The sequence below is a fragment of the Salinibacterium sp. VpJ6 genome (assembly GCF_059767345.1).
Genome location: NZ_JBSOQL010000001.1, coordinates 1,500,624 through 1,520,308, shown reverse-complemented (window position 1 = coordinate 1,520,308; position 19,685 = coordinate 1,500,624). Strand labels below are relative to the sequence as shown.

At 62.1% G+C, this 19,685-nt stretch carries 25 protein-coding genes; 17 read left to right on the top strand and 8 right to left on the bottom strand.

The features are described 5' to 3' along the window. Positions 1–15: 15 nt before the first annotated feature. The gene (locus tag ACWTV1_RS07455) at positions 16–924 is read right to left on the bottom strand and encodes a sugar kinase (protein ID WP_498504745.1); all 909 of its coding nucleotides are present in this window, start codon (positions 922–924) and stop codon (positions 16–18) included. An 89-nt stretch (positions 925–1,013) separates the two neighbouring features. Here ACWTV1_RS07455 and ACWTV1_RS07450 point away from each other — a divergent pair, with 89 nt between their 5' ends. The 4 genes from ACWTV1_RS07450 to ACWTV1_RS07435 all read left to right on the top strand — a co-directional run bounded on the left by ACWTV1_RS07450 (position 1,014) and on the right by ACWTV1_RS07435 (position 3,226). Further along, the gene (locus tag ACWTV1_RS07450; protein ID WP_498504744.1) at positions 1,014–1,751 is read left to right on the top strand and encodes an IclR family transcriptional regulator; all 738 of its coding nucleotides are present in this window, start codon (positions 1,014–1,016) and stop codon (positions 1,749–1,751) included. A 159-nt stretch (positions 1,752–1,910) separates the two neighbouring features. Continuing rightward, on the top strand, positions 1,911–2,552 hold the full coding sequence (locus ACWTV1_RS07445; protein WP_498504743.1) for a nucleotidyltransferase domain-containing protein: 642 nt from the start codon (positions 1,911–1,913) through the stop codon (positions 2,550–2,552). 19 nt (positions 2,553–2,571) lie between these two features. Continuing rightward, entirely contained in the window at positions 2,572–2,988 is a 417-nt protein-coding gene (locus ACWTV1_RS07440) for a hypothetical protein (RefSeq protein WP_498504742.1), read from the top strand. 52 nt (positions 2,989–3,040) lie between these two features. Further along, positions 3,041–3,226 carry a hypothetical protein gene (locus tag ACWTV1_RS07435; protein ID WP_498504741.1) on the top strand — a complete coding sequence of 62 codons (186 nt, stop codon included), beginning with the start codon at positions 3,041–3,043 and terminating at the stop codon, positions 3,224–3,226. On the opposite strand, the gene ACWTV1_RS07430 is transcribed toward ACWTV1_RS07435, so the two are convergent. The 3 genes from ACWTV1_RS07430 to ACWTV1_RS07420 are packed head-to-tail and all read right to left on the bottom strand — an operon-like array spanning position 3,223 to position 5,895. Continuing rightward, entirely contained in the window at positions 3,223–3,990 is a 768-nt protein-coding gene (locus tag ACWTV1_RS07430; protein ID WP_498504740.1) for a DNA alkylation repair protein, read from the bottom strand. The genes ACWTV1_RS07435 and ACWTV1_RS07430 overlap by 4 nt on opposite strands. Before the next feature lie 44 nt (positions 3,991–4,034). Next, complete coding sequence (gene mgrA, locus ACWTV1_RS07425; protein ID WP_341618820.1) at positions 4,035–5,063, bottom strand: L-glyceraldehyde 3-phosphate reductase; 1,029 nt, start codon at positions 5,061–5,063, stop codon at positions 4,035–4,037. Positions 5,064–5,121: 58 nt separating this feature from the next. Then, positions 5,122–5,895 (bottom strand): lysophospholipid acyltransferase family protein, encoded by a 774-nt coding sequence (locus ACWTV1_RS07420; RefSeq protein WP_498504739.1) that lies wholly within the window; start codon positions 5,893–5,895, stop codon positions 5,122–5,124. 178 nt (positions 5,896–6,073) lie between these two features. On the opposite strand from ACWTV1_RS07420, the gene ACWTV1_RS07415 reads away from it, so the two are divergent. From ACWTV1_RS07415 to ACWTV1_RS07395, 5 genes are all read left to right on the top strand, one after another. Further along, positions 6,074–6,706 (top strand): hypothetical protein, encoded by a 633-nt coding sequence (locus tag ACWTV1_RS07415; RefSeq protein WP_498504738.1) that lies wholly within the window; start codon positions 6,074–6,076, stop codon positions 6,704–6,706. Between the two features lie 213 nt (positions 6,707–6,919). Beyond that, positions 6,920–8,023 (top strand): ABC transporter substrate-binding protein, encoded by a 1,104-nt coding sequence (locus ACWTV1_RS07410; protein ID WP_498504737.1) that lies wholly within the window; start codon positions 6,920–6,922, stop codon positions 8,021–8,023. 73 nt (positions 8,024–8,096) lie between these two features. Further along, positions 8,097–8,897, top strand: coding sequence for an ABC transporter ATP-binding protein (locus ACWTV1_RS07405; RefSeq protein WP_498504736.1), 801 nt, complete (start codon positions 8,097–8,099; stop codon positions 8,895–8,897). Between the two features lie 22 nt (positions 8,898–8,919). Next, on the top strand, positions 8,920–9,777 hold the full coding sequence (locus ACWTV1_RS07400; RefSeq protein WP_498504735.1) for an ABC transporter permease: 858 nt from the start codon (positions 8,920–8,922) through the stop codon (positions 9,775–9,777). An 83-nt stretch (positions 9,778–9,860) separates the two neighbouring features. Continuing rightward, positions 9,861–11,240, top strand: coding sequence for an NtaA/DmoA family FMN-dependent monooxygenase (locus ACWTV1_RS07395; protein WP_341618845.1), 1,380 nt, complete (start codon positions 9,861–9,863; stop codon positions 11,238–11,240). On the opposite strand, the gene ACWTV1_RS07390 is transcribed toward ACWTV1_RS07395, so the two are convergent. Beyond that, the gene (locus tag ACWTV1_RS07390) at positions 11,237–11,836 is read right to left on the bottom strand and encodes a PadR family transcriptional regulator (RefSeq protein ID WP_100387907.1); all 600 of its coding nucleotides are present in this window, start codon (positions 11,834–11,836) and stop codon (positions 11,237–11,239) included. The genes ACWTV1_RS07395 and ACWTV1_RS07390 overlap by 4 nt on opposite strands. A gap of 141 nt (positions 11,837–11,977) precedes the next feature. Here ACWTV1_RS07390 and ACWTV1_RS07385 point away from each other — a divergent pair, with 141 nt between their 5' ends. From ACWTV1_RS07385 to dcd, 3 genes are all read left to right on the top strand, one after another. Continuing rightward, positions 11,978–12,472, top strand: coding sequence for a flavin reductase family protein (locus tag ACWTV1_RS07385; RefSeq protein ID WP_341618847.1), 495 nt, complete (start codon positions 11,978–11,980; stop codon positions 12,470–12,472). A 28-nt stretch (positions 12,473–12,500) separates the two neighbouring features. Beyond that, positions 12,501–12,908, top strand: a complete 408-nt coding sequence (locus ACWTV1_RS07380; protein ID WP_498504734.1) for a riboflavin kinase — start codon at positions 12,501–12,503, stop codon at positions 12,906–12,908. A 66-nt stretch (positions 12,909–12,974) separates the two neighbouring features. Next, positions 12,975–13,580 (top strand): dCTP deaminase, encoded by a 606-nt coding sequence (dcd, locus tag ACWTV1_RS07375; protein WP_100387910.1) that lies wholly within the window; start codon positions 12,975–12,977, stop codon positions 13,578–13,580. Here the strand turns inward: dcd and idi are convergent. Next, entirely contained in the window at positions 13,577–14,110 is a 534-nt protein-coding gene (idi, locus tag ACWTV1_RS07370) for an isopentenyl-diphosphate Delta-isomerase (protein ID WP_498504733.1), read from the bottom strand. The genes dcd and idi overlap by 4 nt on opposite strands. A gap of 106 nt (positions 14,111–14,216) precedes the next feature. Here idi and ACWTV1_RS07365 point away from each other — a divergent pair, with 106 nt between their 5' ends. Genes ACWTV1_RS07365 through ACWTV1_RS07345 form a run of 5 tightly spaced genes read left to right on the top strand, consistent with a single transcriptional unit; the run spans position 14,217 to position 18,195 of the window. Further along, the gene (locus ACWTV1_RS07365; RefSeq protein WP_498504732.1) at positions 14,217–15,083 is read left to right on the top strand and encodes a phytoene/squalene synthase family protein; all 867 of its coding nucleotides are present in this window, start codon (positions 14,217–14,219) and stop codon (positions 15,081–15,083) included. Next, positions 15,080–16,663 (top strand): phytoene desaturase family protein, encoded by a 1,584-nt coding sequence (gene crtI / locus ACWTV1_RS07360; protein WP_498504731.1) that lies wholly within the window; start codon positions 15,080–15,082, stop codon positions 16,661–16,663. Before ACWTV1_RS07365 ends, crtI begins: the two co-directional genes overlap by 4 nt. Further along, positions 16,660–16,992 carry a lycopene cyclase domain-containing protein gene (locus tag ACWTV1_RS07355; protein WP_498504730.1) on the top strand — a complete coding sequence of 111 codons (333 nt, stop codon included), beginning with the start codon at positions 16,660–16,662 and terminating at the stop codon, positions 16,990–16,992. The genes crtI and ACWTV1_RS07355 overlap by 4 nt, the downstream gene beginning before the upstream one ends. Continuing rightward, the gene (locus ACWTV1_RS07350) at positions 16,989–17,345 is read left to right on the top strand and encodes a lycopene cyclase domain-containing protein (RefSeq protein ID WP_498504729.1); all 357 of its coding nucleotides are present in this window, start codon (positions 16,989–16,991) and stop codon (positions 17,343–17,345) included. The genes ACWTV1_RS07355 and ACWTV1_RS07350 overlap by 4 nt, the downstream gene beginning before the upstream one ends. After that, entirely contained in the window at positions 17,338–18,195 is an 858-nt protein-coding gene (locus tag ACWTV1_RS07345; RefSeq protein WP_498504728.1) for a prenyltransferase, read from the top strand. Before ACWTV1_RS07350 ends, ACWTV1_RS07345 begins: the two co-directional genes overlap by 8 nt. A 77-nt stretch (positions 18,196–18,272) precedes the next feature. Here the strand turns inward: ACWTV1_RS07345 and ACWTV1_RS07340 are convergent, their stop codons facing one another. Further along, positions 18,273–18,743 carry a MarR family winged helix-turn-helix transcriptional regulator gene (locus ACWTV1_RS07340; RefSeq protein ID WP_498504727.1) on the bottom strand — a complete coding sequence of 157 codons (471 nt, stop codon included), beginning with the start codon at positions 18,741–18,743 and terminating at the stop codon, positions 18,273–18,275. A gap of 83 nt (positions 18,744–18,826) precedes the next feature. Next, complete coding sequence (locus tag ACWTV1_RS07335; RefSeq protein WP_498504726.1) at positions 18,827–19,627, bottom strand: isocitrate lyase/PEP mutase family protein; 801 nt, start codon at positions 19,625–19,627, stop codon at positions 18,827–18,829. Positions 19,628–19,685 lie beyond the last annotated feature (58 nt).

Below are 19,685 nucleotides of genomic sequence, written 5' to 3'. Positions count from 1 at the left end.
TGATGGAGGAAAAAGTTAGAGGGTGGGGAGGTCGGTGGTGGACTTCAAGACCAGGGCAGCGCGATCGTGGCCGAGGCTTAGCCGCTGCTCGGGGGAGAGGCCGGTGAGGTAGCCGCTGAGGTAACCAGCCGCGAAGGCATCCCCGGCACCGACGGCTTCGACGACATCCACCTTGTGGGCGGGAACGAAGGCGGTGCCCTCGGCGCTGAACTCTGTCGCGCCGACGTCACCGTCTTTGATCACGAGAAAGTCGGGGTTCTCGAGCAGCGCGCGCACTTCTTCGGGAGTCGTCGTGCCCCAGAGCACTTCGGCTTCATCGAGCCCGACGAGCACGATGTTCGCGCGGCGGGCGAGAGCGAGCAGCGTGGGGCCGGCTTCCTCGACGGGCCAGAGAGCTGCACGGTAGTTCACGTCGAAACTCACGACGGTGTCGCTCTGCTGGGCGCGATCGAGCACTGACTCGATGAGCGCGGCGCACGTGGCCGAGAGCGACGGCGTGATCCCCGAGATGTGGGTGATAGCAGCCTGCTCGAACGGAACCTCGGCGAGATCATCCGGTGTCATGGCCGATGCAGCAGAACCCGCGCGATAGTAGGTCACACCGTTGCCGGGATCTTTGAAGTAAAAGCCAGTGGGGGCATCCGGAGTGAATTTCACGAGACTGGTATCAACACCGCGCTCGCGCAATTGGCGTTCGACGCGACGACCGAAAGCATCGGTGCCGAGGTGGCTTGCCCACGCCGCGTGATGGCCGAGAGCCGAGAGGTGCACGGCAACGTTCGACTCGGCGCCACCCGTTTCGAGGTGGAACAGTTCGGCGGTTTCGATGGGCTCGGCGACCGTGGGTGCGATGAGCACCATGGTCTCGCCGATCGTAATGATCTCCGGCTGCGTCCTCGTCTGCACGGTTCCACTATCGACCATGTGCGCATTCTGTGCAACAATGTTGCATATAGTGCAACAGCAATGGGCCGGGCAGCGCTCCGCTCGTGCAGCAACGAGAGGGAGCCCGGATGTCGCAGAGCGTTCGTCGTGCAGCACGCATCGTCGATTCAATCGCCCGTCGCCCGGCGAGTGTCAGTGAGCTCGCCGAAGAGTTCGGAGTGCACCGCTCGACGATGTTCCGTGAAGTGCAGTCGCTCGAAGAAGTCGGCTACCTGCGTAAGCGAAAGAATGGCGAGTACGTGCTCGGGCTGCACCTCATCGCGCTCGCTCACCAGGCATCCGACAGTCTCGATCTGCGCGAGATTGCCCACGACCGCCTGCTGAAACTTCATCGCACGGTCGGAAACACCATCCATCTCGCCGCCCTCGTTGACCACAGCATTGTGTACGTCGACAAGGTCGAAGACACCAGCGGAGTGCGCATGTATTCGCGCATCGGCAGCCCAGCGCGCCCCTACTGCAGCGGCGTCGGCAAAACGATTCTGGCCGAACTGCCCACCACCGATCGGGATGCCGTGCTCGCCGGCGTTGTGTGGGAGAAGTTCACCGACAAGACCCTGACCTCGCGCTCCCAACTGGATGCCGAACTCACCACCGTTGCTGCCCGCGGTTGGGCGGTCGACGACGGTGAGTTCGAAGACTTCGTGAACTGTATCGCCGTGCCGATCCACGGACCGGCCGGTGTGGTGGGCGCGCTCTCGATCACAGCGATCCGGATGGCAGCCGACCTCAACGCTCTCAAGGCGCACCTGCCGCTGCTGCATTCGGTCGCCCGCGACATCTCGACGGAGCTCGGTGGCGCCTAGCTCGCTGTCGCGTCGCTAATGGAGGGGTGCTTCGCCTGCGGTGGGCTGGCGCGACGGTGGGGGCTAATTCCCGCAAGGCATTGAGTAGAAAACTGACGTTATGAGTAGTATTCTAATCAAAGCCTAACGTGACTAGGAAGCGAAGCGATCGGGGAGGGTATGGATCTCAATAATCCGATCGCGACCGTTTTTCCGTCACTTGATGGCGACGTGCTCACGGTGCTTGCTCGCACCACTCGGCCTTTGACGGGGCGCCAGGTGGCGGAGCTCGCGCACCGGGGCTCTCAGTCGGGAGTCCGTCTGACGCTCCTCCGGCTTGAAGAGCAAGGGCTCGTTCTCGCCGACAGTGCGGGTAGATCGATGCTGTACCGCGCGAACCGAGACCATCTGCTGTGGGCGACCCTAGAGCCGTTGCTTCACACGGCGGAGTCTGCCGTGCAGCTGCTGCAGGAGCGAATCGTTGCCGTTGCTTCCTCGGCACTCGGAGCCCAAGCGTCGTCTGCAACGACTATCGCGCTCTTCGGTTCGGTCGCCCGAGGAACTGGCACTCCGGCCAGCGATATAGACCTCGTGGTCGTCCTCCCTGATTTTGTACCCGATGAGGGCGGACAGGCGGCTATTGATCAGATTTCTCAGGCCGTTCTCGGCTGGACCGGCAACGACTGCAATGTTTTCACGGCGAAGCGGGAGCTTCTGCGGGACATGGTTGCGAGTGACGATCCAATGATCGAATCGTGGAGGGGTGACGCCGTGACATTCAGCGGCCCAGAACTCCGAGAACTGATCGGTTCTTTGTCGTAGCCTCATGCGAAATTGAAGCATGACCAGAACACAGCGGATGAACGCTACAGATGTCGACCAGCGCGCGGGGGCCGCACGTGCTTACCTCCAGATAGCAGAGGAAAGCTTCCTTCTAGCTCTCAAAAGCTCTGGCCCCTCTGCTGATACTCAGGCCTCGGCCGCGAATTCTGTTCTCGCTGGCATCGCTGCGTCCGACGCGATTTGCGGTAAAGCTCTGGGGCAGCGGGCTGCAGGGCAAGACCATGCTGCCGCGCCCAGAATGCTCGCCGACGTTGTTCCGGATGGATCGCGTATTGGTAGGAAGCTCGGTCGGCTGTTGAGCGATAAGACTCAAGCGCAGTACGGAAACTACTGCACGACAGCCAAAGCCGAAAACATGCTCAAACTCGCACGAGAACTGATCGAGTCGATGAGTTCCACCCACCACATTCGCTAAAGGTTGCTTCGGGAACCCAGCGCGCTCAGCGCTCAAGACTAGAGTTACACTCATGTCGAAATTCACCGTTTTCCTTTATCGCCTCGGCGGGACGGCAGCGAACATCGCGCAGAGCGTTCTGCAAGCCAATGGCGGCGGTAACGGTGATCCCCAAGTCTTCGACGACACGTCGAAGCGTAAGCGCAACTCGGCTGCTGAAACAGCACCTGAAACCGAAACCGAAGTCGACCCGAGCTAAGCGAGCGAGGCGCGCACGCGGTCGCGCTCTGGCTGAGGCAAGCGTTCCGTGGCGCGACGGATGGCGGGCCGCGGCATGCTCGCGGCGTGCGTCTCTAGAAACGCGAGTACGGCATCCGGATGCACGGCTGACAGTTCGCGCAGCACCCACCCGAGCGCGTTCGAGACGGTCTCGCGCCGGTCACCCGCGCAGTTAGAGAGCACACGAAGGCTGGGCTCGATCGGCAGGAAGACGGCGTTCTTGCCGCTGTAGTGGATGAGGCTCACCATTGCGATGCGGCGTTGCCATTCGTTGTCGGAGCGGCTCCGCTCCTCGAGCGTCGGGTACACGAGTTCCGCTTGGTCGGCTAGCGCAAACGAATACAGCCGGGCGAGGTCGTCGGCGTGAGCCCAGTTGTCGATGCGCTCGATCCAGCCCACTGCGGTGAGCCAGAGTTTGGCGCTGTCATCCGCGGTCCAACGGCGTGAACCGATCCGACGCCGATAGAAATCGAGCACCGCAGACATCACGTCGCCGTTGTCGGCGAGGTTCCAGATCCCATCCCACGCAGCGAGTACGGATGCCGCATCCTCGTCGGTGAACGAGAACCCGGCTGCCACTCGGCGGCGTCGGTCGGGCGTGCGGAGGCCGAAGTACTCGAACTCGGAGCGTCGGTCGGCGCGAACGAGTTCACCCCGTTCGGGCGAGATTCCCGTTTCGCGGGCAAGCGTGGAAAGCGCGCCGAGTACTTCGTCGTGCTGCTGCTGCGCCGTGGGAGAGCTCACGCTCTACCCTCCCACAGCGACTGCAGCTGTAGTGCGGTGGCGGTTTAGGAAACCGCGCTCGACGCCGCCCACAGGTTGATGCCGGCATCCTTGGCGTGCTCATCGATCGCAGCCAGTTCAGCATCCTCGAACGAGAGGTTCTGAACCGCGGCAAGGTTCTGCTCGAGCTGCGTCACGCTTGAGGCGCCGATGAGGGCCGAGGTGACGCGGTCGTTACGCAGTGCCCACGAGATGGCGAGCTGCGCGAGCGACTGGCCTCGCCCGGAAGCTATCTCGTTGAGCGCCTTCACGCGACCGAGCGTTTCGTCGTTGAGCATTCCCGACTTGAGCGAGCCACCCTTGGCTGCCCGCGAGTCGGCAGGAACCTCACCGAGATAACGGTCAGTGAGCAGACCTTGGGCGAGCGGCGAGAAAGCAATAACGCCCAAGCCGAGTTCGTCGACGGTGTCGAGAAGATCGGCTTCGATCCACCGGTTGAACATCGAATACGAGGGCTGATGGATGACCAGCGGCGTTCCGAGGTCATTCATGATTCGCACGGCCTCGCGCGTGAGTTCGGGGGAGTAGCTCGAGATTCCGGCATAGAGTGCGCGGCCCGAAGTGACGGCAGTGTGCAGGGCACCCATCGTTTCCTCTAGAGGAGTGTCGGGGTCGGCGCGGTGCGAGTAGAAGATGTCCACGTAGTCGAGACCAAGGCGGTTGAGGGACTGGTCGAGGCTCGCGAGCAAGTACTTGCGCGATCCCATCACACCGTAGGGGCCTGGCCACATGTCGTAGCCAGCCTTGCTCGAGATGATCATCTCGTCGCGGTAGGGGCGGAAGTCTTCGCGCAGAATCTGGCCGAAGTTCGACTCCGCTGAACCGGCGGGTGGGCCGTAGTTGTTGGCGAGGTCGAAGTGGGTGACGCCGAGATCGAAAGCGCGGCGCAGGATCGCGCGCTGGTTGGCGATCGGCTTGTCATCCCCAAAGTTCTGCCAGAGTCCCAGCGAGACGGCGGGCAATTTCAGGCCACTACGCCCCACACGGCGGTAGGGCATCGGCTCGTAACGGGCATCATCAGCGACATAAACCATGTGCTCATGCTGCCACGACTTGGTGCGAACCAAAGTCAGGAACGCGCAGCGATTGTCGTTACTTGGCCTTGCGCGCAGCTTCCGCTCGGCGCAGATCGCGGGCGGCATCGGCCGCTGCCGCTTCTTCTGGAGTGGGCGCGGTGCCACCCAGATGACGCGGGAACCACCACTGGCCTGCTCCCTCGATGGGATACGACTTCTGCGCGGTCTCGAGCAGACCTTCCATTGTGGTCTTGAGCTTCGCGGTCGCCTCGATGGCGTCGTCCGTCGGGGCTACCGTGATCGGCTCACCCACGACCATCACAACGGGAACATTCGTGCGCTCACCCAAACTGATCTTGCGGTTCTTGGTGAGTAGACGCTGGCCGCCCCACAAAACGAGGGGCACAAGAGGTACGCCCGCTTCGGCGGCAAGCCGTGCGGCTCCCGTCTTGAAGTCGCGAATCGTGTACGACGCGCTCACGCCCGCTTCAGGAAAGACACCGATGAGTTCGCCCGACTTCAACGCCTTCACCGCGGCCGCGTAGGCCGAGGCTCCCGCCTTCATGTCAACGGGGATGTGTTTCATGTTGCGCATAAACGAGCCGACGATGGGCTTGTCGAACACGCTCTTCTTCGCCATAAAGCGGATGCGGCGGTGATTGTGCAGCCACAAAGCCCATTCGACGAGCGCGAATTCGAGATACCCGAAGTGCGTCATCGCAATGACGGCGCCGCCCGAGTCCGGCAGATTCTCTGCGCCGATGACGGTGCGACGAACGCGGAGAGCGCCGAACATGGCACGGCCCGCACCGATCGCTGCCGTGTAGATCGGCTCGTTTCGGTACTTCATGGTTCCATTTTAGGAACTTCATATGGGAGTTTGCCGCTGAGGCCGACAGTGCTCGAACGCGAGCTGCCGCGAGAGGCCGAAGCCTTAGCTCGCGGGCACAGCCCAGAGCGCTTCGCGCGGGCAATGAAGTAACTATTACTCTCTTCCTCCCGGCAGGTTGCGGGGTTACTCTTCACTCATGAACAGTGGGTGGGACAAAAAATTGATGGTGGCGGCGGCATCCGGGGTGCTTCTCAGCGGGGTGCTTGCCGGGTGCGTTCCCGCGGAGCCAGAGAGCTCAACGACAGCGAGCGCTCCGCCGGCCACGGCGTCGCCGAGTTCTAGTCCGATTCCGACCCCGGATCCGCTGATCCTCCCGGGCTGCGACACTTTGTTGCCGCTGAACGAAGCGAAGAGTCTGTTCTCTCCCTCGACCGTTGTCTTGGGGGCTGACGACACGATTCCGATTCGCGGCGACGAGTTGCCCGAGATCGACACCGCGGCGGGCAATGCCTCGATTGCGAAGAACTGTATTTGGGGTATTCCGAATTCGGATGGTGGCTTCACCGTGGTGGTCGCCGACATTTCCGAGGCGGATGCCGCCAATCTTCAAGACGCGCTGCTCGCAACGGGATTCACCGGTGCCAGCGCGGGAACGGTGACAACTCTCGAGAAGGAGTTTGAGACCGCCGTCGGGTGGAGTGCTCAGACTCACTACTTCGTGAGCGACCTCTGGGTCTACGTCTACGGCACGAGCACAGAGCTCACCGTTGACGTCGCCGACGCCGTGCTCGACCAAGTACGAACGGCGAACCCCACGCGCACCTACTGACCCCGGTCTTCCTCCGCTAACGTCAGTAGCAACCACTCATGCGCTCCCGGGCGCATGATCTGTCTGCTCGCAGCGAATTAGTCGCCGCGCATGGCCGATGGGGGATGGCAACCAAAGCGACCGCAAATCAAGTTTGCACAGTCAATCTTGATCATGTACGTTTTGTCTAGCCATCCAATGACGGATACGGCCTAGGAAGGAACCTGGATCCAAGTGACTACACCTCTTGATTCCAAGAAATTGCGAGGCTTCGGCATCGCAGGACTCTTGGTAACAGCACTCACGCTCTCCGCCTGCACAGCCCCCGCAGAAGAATCCACGCCCGACGCCGGCGATCTCCTGATTTCTCAGGAAGCCTGCGACCGCAATGCCGCGGCGGGAACCATCACCTACATCTCCGGCTACGGATACTCGGCCAGCGCCGGCCAGCTAGACGTATTCCTCGCCGAAGAGCTCGGCTACTTCAAGGACCTGTGCCTCGATGTAGAGATCAACGCCTCGGGAGCGAACGGGCAGCAGCTCGTTTCCTCAGGTCAGGCCGAATTCACCGCACTCGGTTCGGCATCCGATGTCATGCTCGCCGCCGCCAACAGCCAGAACCTCACGGCAGTAGCGACTTACGGCAACACCCCGCCGTTCTCGATCTTCGCCAACGAGAAGATCAAGAGCCTCAAGGACCTCGAAGGTGGTTCGCTCGGTTACTTCATCAACCTCACTCCGATCGCCTCCGCCATGTTGGATGCCGCTGGCGTCGACGTGAGCAAGGTCGAACTGATCAAGATGACCAACTACGACCCCACCGTCGTCACCCGCGGCCAGGTCGACGCGATCGTCGGCTACGCCTCGAACCAGCCCGAGAACCTTCGTGCTCAGGGTCTGCCGTTCAGCGAGTTCTTCCCCTCTGACGTTGGTGTTGAAGGCACTTACAACGTCATGGAGGTCAACTCCGAGTTCCTCGCTGAGAACCGCGAAGTCGCCGCTGACTTCATGCGTGCTTCACTACACGCTCTGCAGTTCTGCCTCGACAGCTCCGATGAATGCTTGGACATGATCGCGCAACTGGCTGAAGACAACGGTCAAGGTTCGGCCTTCCCGCGTGAACAGCTCGAGCGCACCTGGAACGTTGAATCGCAGTGGGTCAAGGACAGCAACAGCGGGCTCCCCGGAGCCCAGACCGCTGCTGACTGGGAAGCCGAGTACGAGCTCGTCGAGAAGTTCGGCAACGTCGACAGCCTTCCGGCCATTACCGACATGATGGATGAAACCCTCGTCTCTGATCTCTACGCAGACGGCGAACTGATCTGGCCGGGAAACTAACCCGACCACCCCGCTCGGATGCCGCACCACCCCACCCGGTGCGGCATCCGGCATCACAACTCAGGGAGTAACTGTGGAAACCGCACAGCCACACGCCGGCGTTCATATTGAGGACGTCTCTAAGAGCTTCGGCCCCGAGGGGGCACGCACGCTCGTGCTCAACCACGTGAGCCTCTCAATCAAGATGGGCGAGTTTGTCTCCGTTATCGGCCCGAGTGGCTGCGGAAAGTCGACCCTGCTCAAAACTGTTGCCGGCCTCATCGAGGCAGACAGCGGCACCGTCACGGTCGACGGGATGACAGTGAAGGCCGCCACAAAAAACAAGATGATCGGTCTTGTTCCTCAGTCTCCCGCGCTGCTCCCGTGGCGCACGGTGCTCGACAATGTGCGCCTGCCGATGACGGTGAACCCGAAAGCGAACGCGAACCGCAACCTGCGCGATCCGCGCGAGATTCTGGAATCGTTCGGTTTGGGCGCCGCGCTCGACAAGTACCCGGGCCAGCTTTCCGGTGGAATGCAACAGCGCGTCGCCATTGCTCGCGCTTTCGTGTTCGACCCGAGCGTGCTGCTCATGGACGAGCCCTTCTCGGCGCTCGACGAGATGAACCGCGATGCTCAGCGACTCGGCCTGCTTGATTTTTGGCAGTCCAATCGCAAGGCCGTCATGTTCGTCACTCACTCGGTGCCCGAGGCCATCATGCTCTCCGACCGCATTGTGGTGATGGGGGCGCACCCTGGTCACATCGCCGAGATTATCGATGTGCCGCTGCCGCGCCCGCGCACGGTCGACGTCTACGCAACAGATGAATTCCGCGACCTTGAAGGACACGTGCGCGAAACGCTGCGCGAAGTGATGGGACAAAAGAGTGCCTAAGTCACGCAAGAACGAGGACACCATGTCAACAACCGAAACCTCCGCCCTCGCCGTTCAGGCAGCCACGAGTGCCACGGGCCGTCGTTTCTCGCCGCTAGCCTCCGCCAAGCTCAAGCAGAACCTGCGTTGGACTAACTGGGCACCCGCGGTGATCACCTTTGTGATTGCGGCAGCGCTCTGGCAGATCACCGCGATCGCTAATCCCTACGTGATTCCTACGATCGACCAGGTCTGGGTGAGCCTGATCAAAGACGCGGACACCTACTGGGCCAACATGCTCGTGACGAGTCTTGAGGTTGCTGTGGGTGCGAGCTCGGGCATTCTTGCCGGCTTCATTTTGGCGATCATCATGGCAGAGTTCCAGATCATGGAACGCGCCATCATGCCGCTCGTGGTCGTCGTGATGGTGACCCCGATTGTCGCGATCGCTCCGGCGCTCGTCGTGGCCTTCGGCTTCGGCATGACCCCCAAGTTCATCGTGACCGCGCTTGTCGTGTTCTTCCCCATGCTCGTCAACTCGCTTGCCGGGCTGCGAGATGTGGATGACCGCGCTCTCGATGTGATGAAGACACTGCATGCAAGCCGCTGGGAAATCTTCCGCGACCTGCGCTTCACCGGCTCGATGCCCTACGTTTTCGCGGGACTGCGCATCGCGCTTCCGCTCGCGATTGTCGGCGCGGCTGTTGCCGAGTTCGTCGCGGCAGGCCAGCAGGCAGGTCTCGGATCACTCGTCACGATCGCCGCTGCGCAAGCCAATTTGCCGGTTACCTGGGCCAGCATCGCGCTGCTCTGCCTCATGGGAGTCATCCTGATTTCTCTCCTCGCGCTCGTTCGCAAGCGAGTGCTCTGGTGGAGCGATGGAGCCGCCGTGGGCCGCTAAATCCCCACCTTCGGCACCTTTTCCCGCCACCACTCTGCCCTCTTCCACCCCCAGACGTTCTCCCCACCACGAAAGGTTTCACCATGAAGAAGCTCCGCTTCGGTCTATTCGAAAACCCCCAGGCCAACGACTCGGGAACGTCCACGTGGCGTCATCCCGACAACAAGCGCGACATGTTTGATCGCCTCGACTACTGGCGTGAAATCACGACCATCTGCGAAGAGGCCGGCTTTGATTTCATGTTCTTGGCGGATGCCTGGGGCTGGGCCGACGTCAACGGAGAACGTCCCGAGATCTGCTCGGTCGAGGGCCTCGACCTGCCGCGCCTCGACCCCGCGATTCTGGCTGCTGCCCTCATCTCGACGACCACGAACCTCGGACTCGTGCTCACGGGATCCACTCTTCTTGAACAGCCCTACGCTTTCGCTCGCCGCATTGCGAGCCTCGACCACCTCTCGGGTGGGCGCATTGGCTGGAACGTTGTCACGACGGGTACCGCTGAGACGGCATCGCAGGCGTTCGGTGTTCCGATGGTGGCGCACGATGAGCGTTACGACATGGCGGATGACTTCATGGAGGTCGTCTACAAGTTGTGGGAGGGCGCCTGGGAGCGTGACGCGCTCGAGCGCGACAAGAACGGTCGCTTCGCTGACCCGGCCAAGGTGCACCGCATTGAGCACGATGGTCCGTACTTCAAATCGCACGGTTACGGAAACTCTTCGTACTCACCGCAGGGCACCCCGGTGCTCTTCCAAGCGGGAACGTCACCGCGAGGTCGTGAGTTCGGTGGCAAGCACGGCGAGGCTGTCTTCCTCGGTGGTGGTTCGGTCGAGAAGGTGGCCGAGCAGGTCGCTTCCATTCGCGAAGAGGCTGTCAAGAACGGTCGCGCCGCCGACTCGGTCAAGATCATGTCGGCTTTCACGTGCGTGATCGGCGACACCGCCGACGAGGCCAAGGCCAAGCTGCAAGCGGTGTTGGATGCCGAGAGCCCCGACGTTGCTGTTGCCTCCTACGCGTGGTTCACGGGCCTCGACCTCTCCTCCTTCGACCCGGCAACGCCGATGAAGGAGCTGCACACCGAACTTTCGCAGACCCAAATCACACGCTTCGGCGACCAGACGGTCGGCGACGTTCTAGCGCAGTGGCACGGTAATGGTGTGCGCAGCAAGCCCTTCGTGGGCACTGCTGAGCAGATCGCTGATGAGATGATCGCTCTCGCTGAGGGCGCTGACCTCGATGGCTTCTTGCTGACGCCGATGATTCAGCCCAGCTCGACGGTGGAGTTCATCGAGAAGGTGCTGCCGATTCTGCGCGAGCGTGGAGTTGCGGGCGAAGGCTACGACGCTCCGACACTGCGCGAGCGTTTGCTCGGCACCGATGACTCGATCTTGCGCGACGACCACCCGGGAGCGGCGTACCGCGCCGCCGCGGGTGGCTCAGCGGCAGCCGAGTCGGCTCACTAGTCGGTAGTGGCTCGAGCGGGGCGGTCGCCATCTTCACCGGCAAAGACGTAGTCGCCGGCACTGATGCGCTCGCTCACGTCTCGGGCCCACTGCTGTTCTCCGCGCAGGCGCGAGGTGGCAAGTTCAAAGATTTCACGCACGTAGGCGGGCGTCGAGGTCGAGGCTGCGACATCGCCGATGTGGTACGTATTGCTCGCGATGCGGGCATCGATTTCGGTGACGCGGTGGGCGAGCCCGGCGAGCACTTCTTCGCGCTGCAGGGCGTACATGAACGAGGTGAGGACCATGACGGGTTTGGTGTCGAAAACCTCGACTGTCCAGAGGGTGTCGCGCAGCATCCGAAGCAGTTCAACTTCGCCGGCTTCGGTCATGCGGTAGGTCGTGCGCTCGGGGCGGTTGCCGGCAGATTCGGTGCCGTTCTCGGCGAGGTAGCCGTCGTTCTTGAGCGAACGCAGCGCGTTGTAGATCGATCCGGGCTGGATGTTGGCCCACTCGTCGATGTGCCAGGTCATCAGTTCGCGGCGCAGAAAGTAGCCGTGAACTGGTTGGAACTGGTTCACAGCTCCCAGTACGACGAGGCGAGTTGTAGTCGACATGCCCCCAATCGTAGGGCAAGCACCCCCGCTACAGGGGGAAAAGTCGCTTGTTTACATGATCAAAAATGACTAACATATAGTCCATTGTTCAAACTTGACTAGCAGTCGCTGGTTGAACATCCTAAGCAAAGGAGTCCGCTCATGTCCCCCAAGGCCACTGCGGAAGAAGTTTCCCCCCAGGTCGCTCTTCGTCGAGCGCTCTCCCTCTTTCCTACCGGCGTCGTTGCCTTGGCCGCCGTTGTTGATGGCCAGCCCACCGGTATTGCCGTGAACTCCTTTATCTCCGTTTCGCTCGAGCCGCCGCTGGTAGCCGTGTGCCCCGCGCGCACGTCGACCACCTGGCCTGTACTGGCTCGCGCGACACGCATCGGACTCAGTGTTCTGGGCGCCGATCAGGAACAAACGGCACGCAGTCTTGCCTCCCGCACCGGCGATCGCTTCGCCAACATCGACTGGCGTGCGACCGAGGGCGGGGCTATCCACATGGATGGCGCGGCGCTGTGGTTAGAGTGCGAGATCCGTCACAGCTTTGACGGCGGCGACCACGAGATCGTGACCCTCGAAGTGATCAACTCCGAGGCTTTTCCAGAGGTGACGCCGCTTGTCTTCCACCTCAGCCAGTTCCGCGGGCTCTAGGCGCGCTCCCGCGGCTAGGGTTGGCCTCATGGGGCATCCGTCGACGCTGAGTTTTCGCGGCACTGTTGTTCACGGTGACAAGCGTGGCCGCGAACTGGGCTTCCCCACGGCCAACATTTCGATCGCTGACCACGCGGCGCTTCCCATCGATGGCGTGTACGCCTGCTGGGTCACGTTCCCGCCGGCGACCGAGCAACACGGTGCCACGATCAGTATCGGCGACAACCCCACCTTCGACGACGTCACCGATCGCCGCGTCGAAGCGTTCATTCACGATTTCGATGGCGACCTGTACGACGCCGAGGTTGAGTTCACGGTGCACGCCTGGCTGCGCGGAATGTTCCGATACGAGAGCCTCGACGAGCTGATCGAGAAGACGGCGGCGGATGTCGCGGCCTCCCGCATCGCTCTTGCTCTTCCGCCACAACTCCCGTAACAATCGCGGCTCCTCAGATTTGCTCATCTGAGCACCTTGCGGCCGTGATTTCGTTAGTCTTAGGCCATGCTTCTCAGTGATCGCGACATCCGGGCCGAACTCGACTCTGGCCGTATCGGCCTCGACCCGCTTGATCTCGATATGGTGCAGCCTTCGAGCGTTGACGTGCGACTCGACCGCTTCTTCCGACTCTTCGATAACCACAAGTACCCCTTCATCGATCCGTCGGTTGATCAGCCTGACCTCACTCACCTCATGGAGGTGGATGCCGACCAGCCGTTCATCCTTCACCCCGGTGAATTCGTGCTTGGCTCCACTTTCGAGCTCGTCACGCTGCCCGACGATGTGGCGGCTCGGCTGGAGGGCAAGAGCTCGCTCGGGCGCCTCGGCCTGCTCACGCACTCGACGGCCGGCTTCGTTGACCCCGGCTTCTCAGGTCACGTCACCCTCGAACTCAGCAACGTCGCTACGCTGCCGATCAAGCTCTGGCCCGGCATGAAGATCGGGCAGCTCTGCTTCATTAAGACGAGCTCGCCGGTGGAGTCGCCCTACGGTTCGGGCCAATACGGCTCGCGCTACCAGGGCCAACGTGGTCCCACGGCGAGCCGCAGTTTTCAGAACTTCCACCGCACCGACGTGCGGGCCAATGATGCGGGTTCGCTCGGCGGCTAAGCGTCGCGCTGGGCGTCGAGCTGCTCCAATTGCCAGCCGAGCCACGGGCTAAACGCGAACGGCGTACCGGCCACGGCGGCGTGCAGCGATGGGGGGTCAACCCACTCGAATTCGTCGACTTCGTCGGGGTTCGGGGCTACGGCATCCGTCGTCACTGCGCGGTAGACAGGGCAGATCTCGTTCTCGACAATGCCAGAGGAATCGACGGCGCGGTAGCGAAAGTCGGGCAGCACGAGCTGAACATCGCTGACGGTGATTCCGAGTTCATGCTGAGCGCGACGGATGATGGCCGCCGCCATGTCTTCGCCGGGAGCCGGATGCCCGCAGAACGAGTTCGTCCAGACGCCCGGCCAGGTGAGCTTGGAGAGGGCGCGACGCGTGACGAGCACTTTGCCGTCGGCGTTGTAGACGTGGCACGAGAAGGCTAGGTGCAGTGCCGTCTCCGTCGTGTGCACGAGGGCTTTATCGGCCACGCCGATGTGCTCACCGGTGTCGGAGAGAAGAACGACCTGCTCAGGGATTTCACTCATGTTCGCGATAGTCTGCCTAGGTGGAACGAAACGAAATGCCGCACCTGATGGGTCGGCTCACACTCAGCCTAACCAATGTGTCTGAGCCTGCAGGGAGCTGTCGCGCGTGAGCTCACGCCTCAAGCTCTACGATCGCGTCGCTGAAGACGCGGCCAGCATCGTCATCCGCAGCTATTCCACGTCGTTTTCTGCTGCATCCCGCTTGTTGGGCGTGGACGTTCGGCAGCACGTCGAAAACATCTACGCGCTCGTTCGTGTCGCCGATGAGATCGTCGATGGCGGTGCGGAGGAAGCCGGGCTCGATCTGCTGGCCACTACGCGCCAGCTGAACGAACTCGAACGCGAGACCGAACTCGCCATGGAACAGGGCTTCAGTTCCAACCTCATCGTGCACGCCTTCGCACTCACCGCCCGCGAAGTGTCGTTCGGGGCAGAACTCACCGCGCCATTCTTTGAGTCGATGCGCATGGATCTCAGCGAGAAAGAGCACGACCAAGAAAGCTTCGACCGCTACGTTTATGGTTCTGCCGAGGTTGTTGGGCTCATGTGCCTGTGCGCTTTCTTGCACGGTCATGAGGTCAGCGACGAGCAGCGGGCCAAGTTTGTTCACGGGGCACGCGCGCTGGGTGCAGCCTTTCAAAAGGTCAACTTCTTGCGCGACCTTGCCGACGATTTTGAGACTCTCGGCCGCAGTTACTTTCCCGGTGTCGACGTCGCGTCATTCACCGAAGCCGAGAAGATTCGGCTGCTCGATGACCTCGATGCCGATCTGCGGGATGCCGCCATCGGCGCCGAACTGCCAGCGAGCAGCAAGAAAGCTGTTGCGCTCGCACACTCCCTTTTTGCCCAACTTTCCAAGCGCATCCGGGCAACCCCGGCCAGCGAATTGGTGAAGACCCGGGTGCGCGTTCCGAATGCTGTTAAGGTGCGGTTGGCTGCGGTCGCCGCGATGGGAGTGACCCCTCGACCATGAGTGACGTTGTTGTAATTGGTGGCGGTATTGCCGGGCTGGCGAGTGCGGCATTGCTCGCGAAAGAAGGTCACTCGGTCACGCTGCTTGAGGGGCGCCCCGAGGTGGGCGGCCGCGCTGGTTCGTGGGAACACGAGGGTTTCCGTTTCGACACGGGCCCGTCGTGGTATTTGATGCCCGAGGTCTTTGACCACTTCTACAAGCTCATGGGCACGAGCGCCGCCGAGCAGCTCTCGCTCGTCACTCTCGACCCCGGTTACCGGGTGTACTTCGAGGGCGAGAAAGAGGCCCTCGATATCTCGACGGATCTCGAAGAGAACCTGGCGCTGTTCGAAAGCATTGAGCGCGGTTCAGGTGCCCGCATGCGCAAGTACTTGGCCTCGGCCGAAGACACCTACGAACTCGCCAAGAAGTACTTTCTGTACACGAGCTTTGCCGACCTGCGCACGAGTGCAACGAAGGAGGTGCTCGCGAAAGCGGCACGCTTCATCCGGTTGCTCATTGAGCCGCTCTCCAAGCTCGTCGCCCGCACGGTGAAAGACGATCGCCTGCGCAAGGTGCTCGGTTACCCGGCTGTGTTCCTCGGATCATCGCCGTACCTCACGCCGAGCATGTATCACCTTATGAGCCACCTCGATCTGTCGGATGGCGTGCTCTATCCCATGGGCGGCTTCACCCGGGTGATCGAAAGCATTGCCGACATTGCGCGCACAGCGGGCGTCGACATCCGCACCGACTCGAAGGTCACGCGCATCGTGACGGTCGATGGTGTTGCCACCGGCGTTGAATACACGGATGCCACGGGCAAGTCCCATACGCTGCTGGCCGACACGGTCGTCTCGGCCGCCGATCTCCACCACACCGAAACCACCATGCTCGAGTCAAGCGAGCAGACGTACCCGGCCGAGTACTGGGCCAAGAAAACTCCTGGCCCCAGTGCACTGTTGTTGTACTTGGGCGTCAAGGGCGAACTGCCTGAACTCGAGCACCACACGCTGCTGTTCATGAAGGACTGGCAAGAGGGTTTCGAGGCCATCTTCGGCCACGAGCCCAGCGTGCCTGAGCCGGCATCGCTCTACATTTGCAAGCCGAGTGGTGTTGACCCCAGTGTGGCGCCCGAAGGCTATGAGAACGTGTTCGTGCTCGTGCCGATCCCGGCCGATCCCAGCATCGGGCGTGGCGAGGTCGATGGCGACGGCGACCCGCGAATCGAACAACTCGCCGACAAGGTGATTGCTCAGATCAGTGACTGGACCGGCATCCCCGATCTCGCCGAGCGCGTGACCGTGCGTCGCACGATGGGCCCCGGCGACTTCGCCGATGACCTCAACGCGTGGCGCGGTACCGCCCTCGGGCCAGCCCACACGCTCAAGCAGAGCGCGTTCTTCCGCGCTGGCAATGTGAGCAAGAAGGTCAAAGGTCTCTACTACGTGGGTGGTTCGACCATCCCCGGCATCGGTCTGCCGATGTGTCTGATCAGTGCTGAAGTTCTTGTGAAGCGCCTACGCGGCGACACCTCGGCCGGCCCGCTTGCCGAGCCGCTCATGCCGGTGGTTGCACCGGAACCAAGGCCGTGGCCGTGATCGTTCTTTACCTACTCGCGCTTCTCATTTCGCTCACTGGCATGGTCGTTCTCGATCGTCGGTTTGGGTTGTTCTTCTGGCGAGACGCTCGTCGTGCCCGCATTGTGCTGCCCGTTGGGGTGCTGTTCTTTCTCGTCTGGGACCTGTTCGGAGTCGGGCTCGGAATCTTCTTCCGTGGCGAAACCGAGTTCATGACCGGGCTGTTGGTCGCGCCCGAGGTTCCGCTCGAAGAAGTCTTCTTCCTCACCCTGCTCTGCTACCTGACGATGAACGTCTACGGGGCACTCATGCGCGAACGCTCGGCAGCTACCGAGGGGAGCGCAGCATGACGTACTGGCTTCTCAACGCAGTGTTCTTGGCTCTCGTCGCGGCGCTCGTGATTACCGTCGTGGTGCGTCGGCGCTCGCCACAGTGGCGGGCCATCGCGATCACGATGGGCATCCTGCTCGTGATGACGGCCGTCTTCGACAACGTGATGATCTCCGTCGGCCTCGTCGGCTACAGCGCGGATGCCATCAGTGGCGCCTTCATCGGAGTCGCCCCGCTCGAAGACTTCGCCTACGCGGTCGCGGCCGTCGTGGCGCTGCCGTGCCTGTGGGCGTTGCTGGGCTCGCGCAAGCCGGCCGCTAGCGGCTCAGCCAGCCCCGACATCCGCCCCGCTTCGGAGGATCGCCATGCTTAAGGATCTGTTTCTCTCGTCGCGCCCGCTGAGCTGGGTCAACACGGCGTTCCCTTTCGCCGCGGCGTACTACTTGACCACGGGCGCGATCGACCTCACGTTCGTGCTCGGCACGATCTTCTTCCTCGTGCCCTACAACCTGGCGATGTACGGCATCAACGACGTGTTCGACTACGAGTCCGACCTGCGCAACCCGCGCAAGGGTGGGGTCGAGGGCGCGCTTCTTGACCCTCGGATGCACCGGCCAACGCTCATCGCGGCCGCCGTCACGACCATCCCGTTCCTGATCTATCTCGTAATCGTCGGCAATCCACTCTCGTGGCTCGTGTTGCTGATCAGCATGTTTGCCGTCGTTGCCTACTCGGCCAAGGGGTTGCGCTTCAAGGAGCGCCCGTTCCTCGACTCGCTCACCTCGAGCACCCACTTTGTGTCACCCGCGATCTATGCGCTCGCCCTCACCGGGGCGGTGTTCACGCCGCAACTCTGGGCTGTTCTCGCCGCTTTCTTCCTCTGGGGCATCGCCTCGCACGCCTTCGGTGCCGTGCAAGACGTGGTGGCCGATCGTGCCGCAGACATCTCGTCCATCGCCACCGTGATTGGGGCGCGAGCCGCCACCCGCTTCGCCGTTATTGCGTATCTGGCCGGCGGCATCCTGCTGCTGTTCTCGGCGTGGCCGGGCCCGCTCGCTGCCATTCTCGTGCTGCCCTACGCGGCGATGTGCGCGCCATTCTGGAACATCACGGATGCCACAGCCGAGTCAGCAAACCGTGGCTGGAAGAACTTCCTGGCCCTCAACTTCGTCACCGGATTCTTCGTGACGATGCTGCTGATTTGGTGGGCGTTTATCCGCTAGTCCACAAGGGCTGTGAGCCCCACCCGTGTAGCTTGAGCGGCCAAGCCAGCCTGCTCAGCCTGCTCAGCCTGAGCAGGCTAAAGAGTCGGAGGCTGAGCGCTTTCGCTCTGAGCTCGCAGATTCTTGGCCATCGTTTCGAGCACGGTCACCGCCGTTTGGTATTGCTCGGTGGTAACTCCCACGGTCGCTTTGGCGCGTTCTTCTGCAATTACGGCCGTGAGGCGTTCAACGACACTGCGACCGCGGTCGGTGAGGGTGTACAGCGATCCATTGATGGTGAGCCAGTCGCTTTCGACCAGTTCGTCAAGTGATTCACGCGATGTCGTGTGCGCTTCGCCCAGAGGCGGGGTCACGGCACTTTTGGGCATGAGGAACGGCGCGATTTCGATGTCGAGACGATCGATTCCGGCTGGCCCTTGGGAGAGCACGAGCAGCAATTGCCACTGTCGGCGAGTGATTCCGTGCTCTTCGAGCGTGACCGCGAAAAGGTCGTCAATGATCCGGTCAACCAGCTTGACCCAGTAGCCGATGGGTTGTTGCGCGTCCATGAGCTGACATTACTCCTTTTGCCTCGCGGAGGGCGGGCCTTCCCGCGAGAGCACAGTGAAGGCCCGCCCGAGCGCGATTGCCGTTAGTAGACGAAGCCGAGCTCTTCGGGGTAGTCGCCGAGTGCGGTCAATTGGGTAGCGGTCCGCTGAAGGTGCGAGAGAGTCAGGCCGAGAGTGCGAGGGCCAAAGCTCACTCGCGCGACTCCGAGCTCGGCCAGACGGGTCAACGGCACGTAGCCAGCTCCGCCAATGACCGAGATCGGGCCGTTGATCTGCTCAATAGCCTGAGTAATCATGTTTTCGTCGCCGAGGCCGAGCACAAAGATGCAGTCCGCGCCTGCAGCAAGGTAGGAGTTTGCCCGCTCGACCATGTCGTCCCACTCGCCTCCGCCAGCAAGAACGTCAACGCGGGCATTGATTGCGATGGGCACGCCAGTAGCGTCGCCGGCGGCGCGCGCGGCGGCGACCCGAGCAGTGGCGTGGGCGATATCGAAGAGCGGAGTTTTAGCGGGGCCTGAGCTGTCTTCGATGTTGAGACCGGATGCTCCCGCCGCGATCAAGCGTTCGACATTGGCTTGCACGCCGGCCGCATCCGGTGCGTAGCCTTTCTCGAAGTCGACGGAGACGGGGATCTCGACGGCATTGCAGATGATGGATGCGGCTTTGAGCGCTTGCTCGACGGTGAGACCTTCGCCGTCGGCCACGCCGTGCGCGAAGCTCACCGCGTGGCTAGCCGTGGCGAGGGCGCGCACTCCAGGGGCTTCGGCAACGATGCGCGCGGTGATGGCGTCCCACACGTTGGAGACGATGAGGGGAGTTCCTGGCACGTGGAGTGAGCGCAGTAGTTCTGCGCGAGCGGCGGGGGTGGTGGCGTTTTCTGTCATGTGCCAAGCATCCCTTGCCTAGTTGGCTACTGCCAGTGAATTTCAGACGACACCCTTG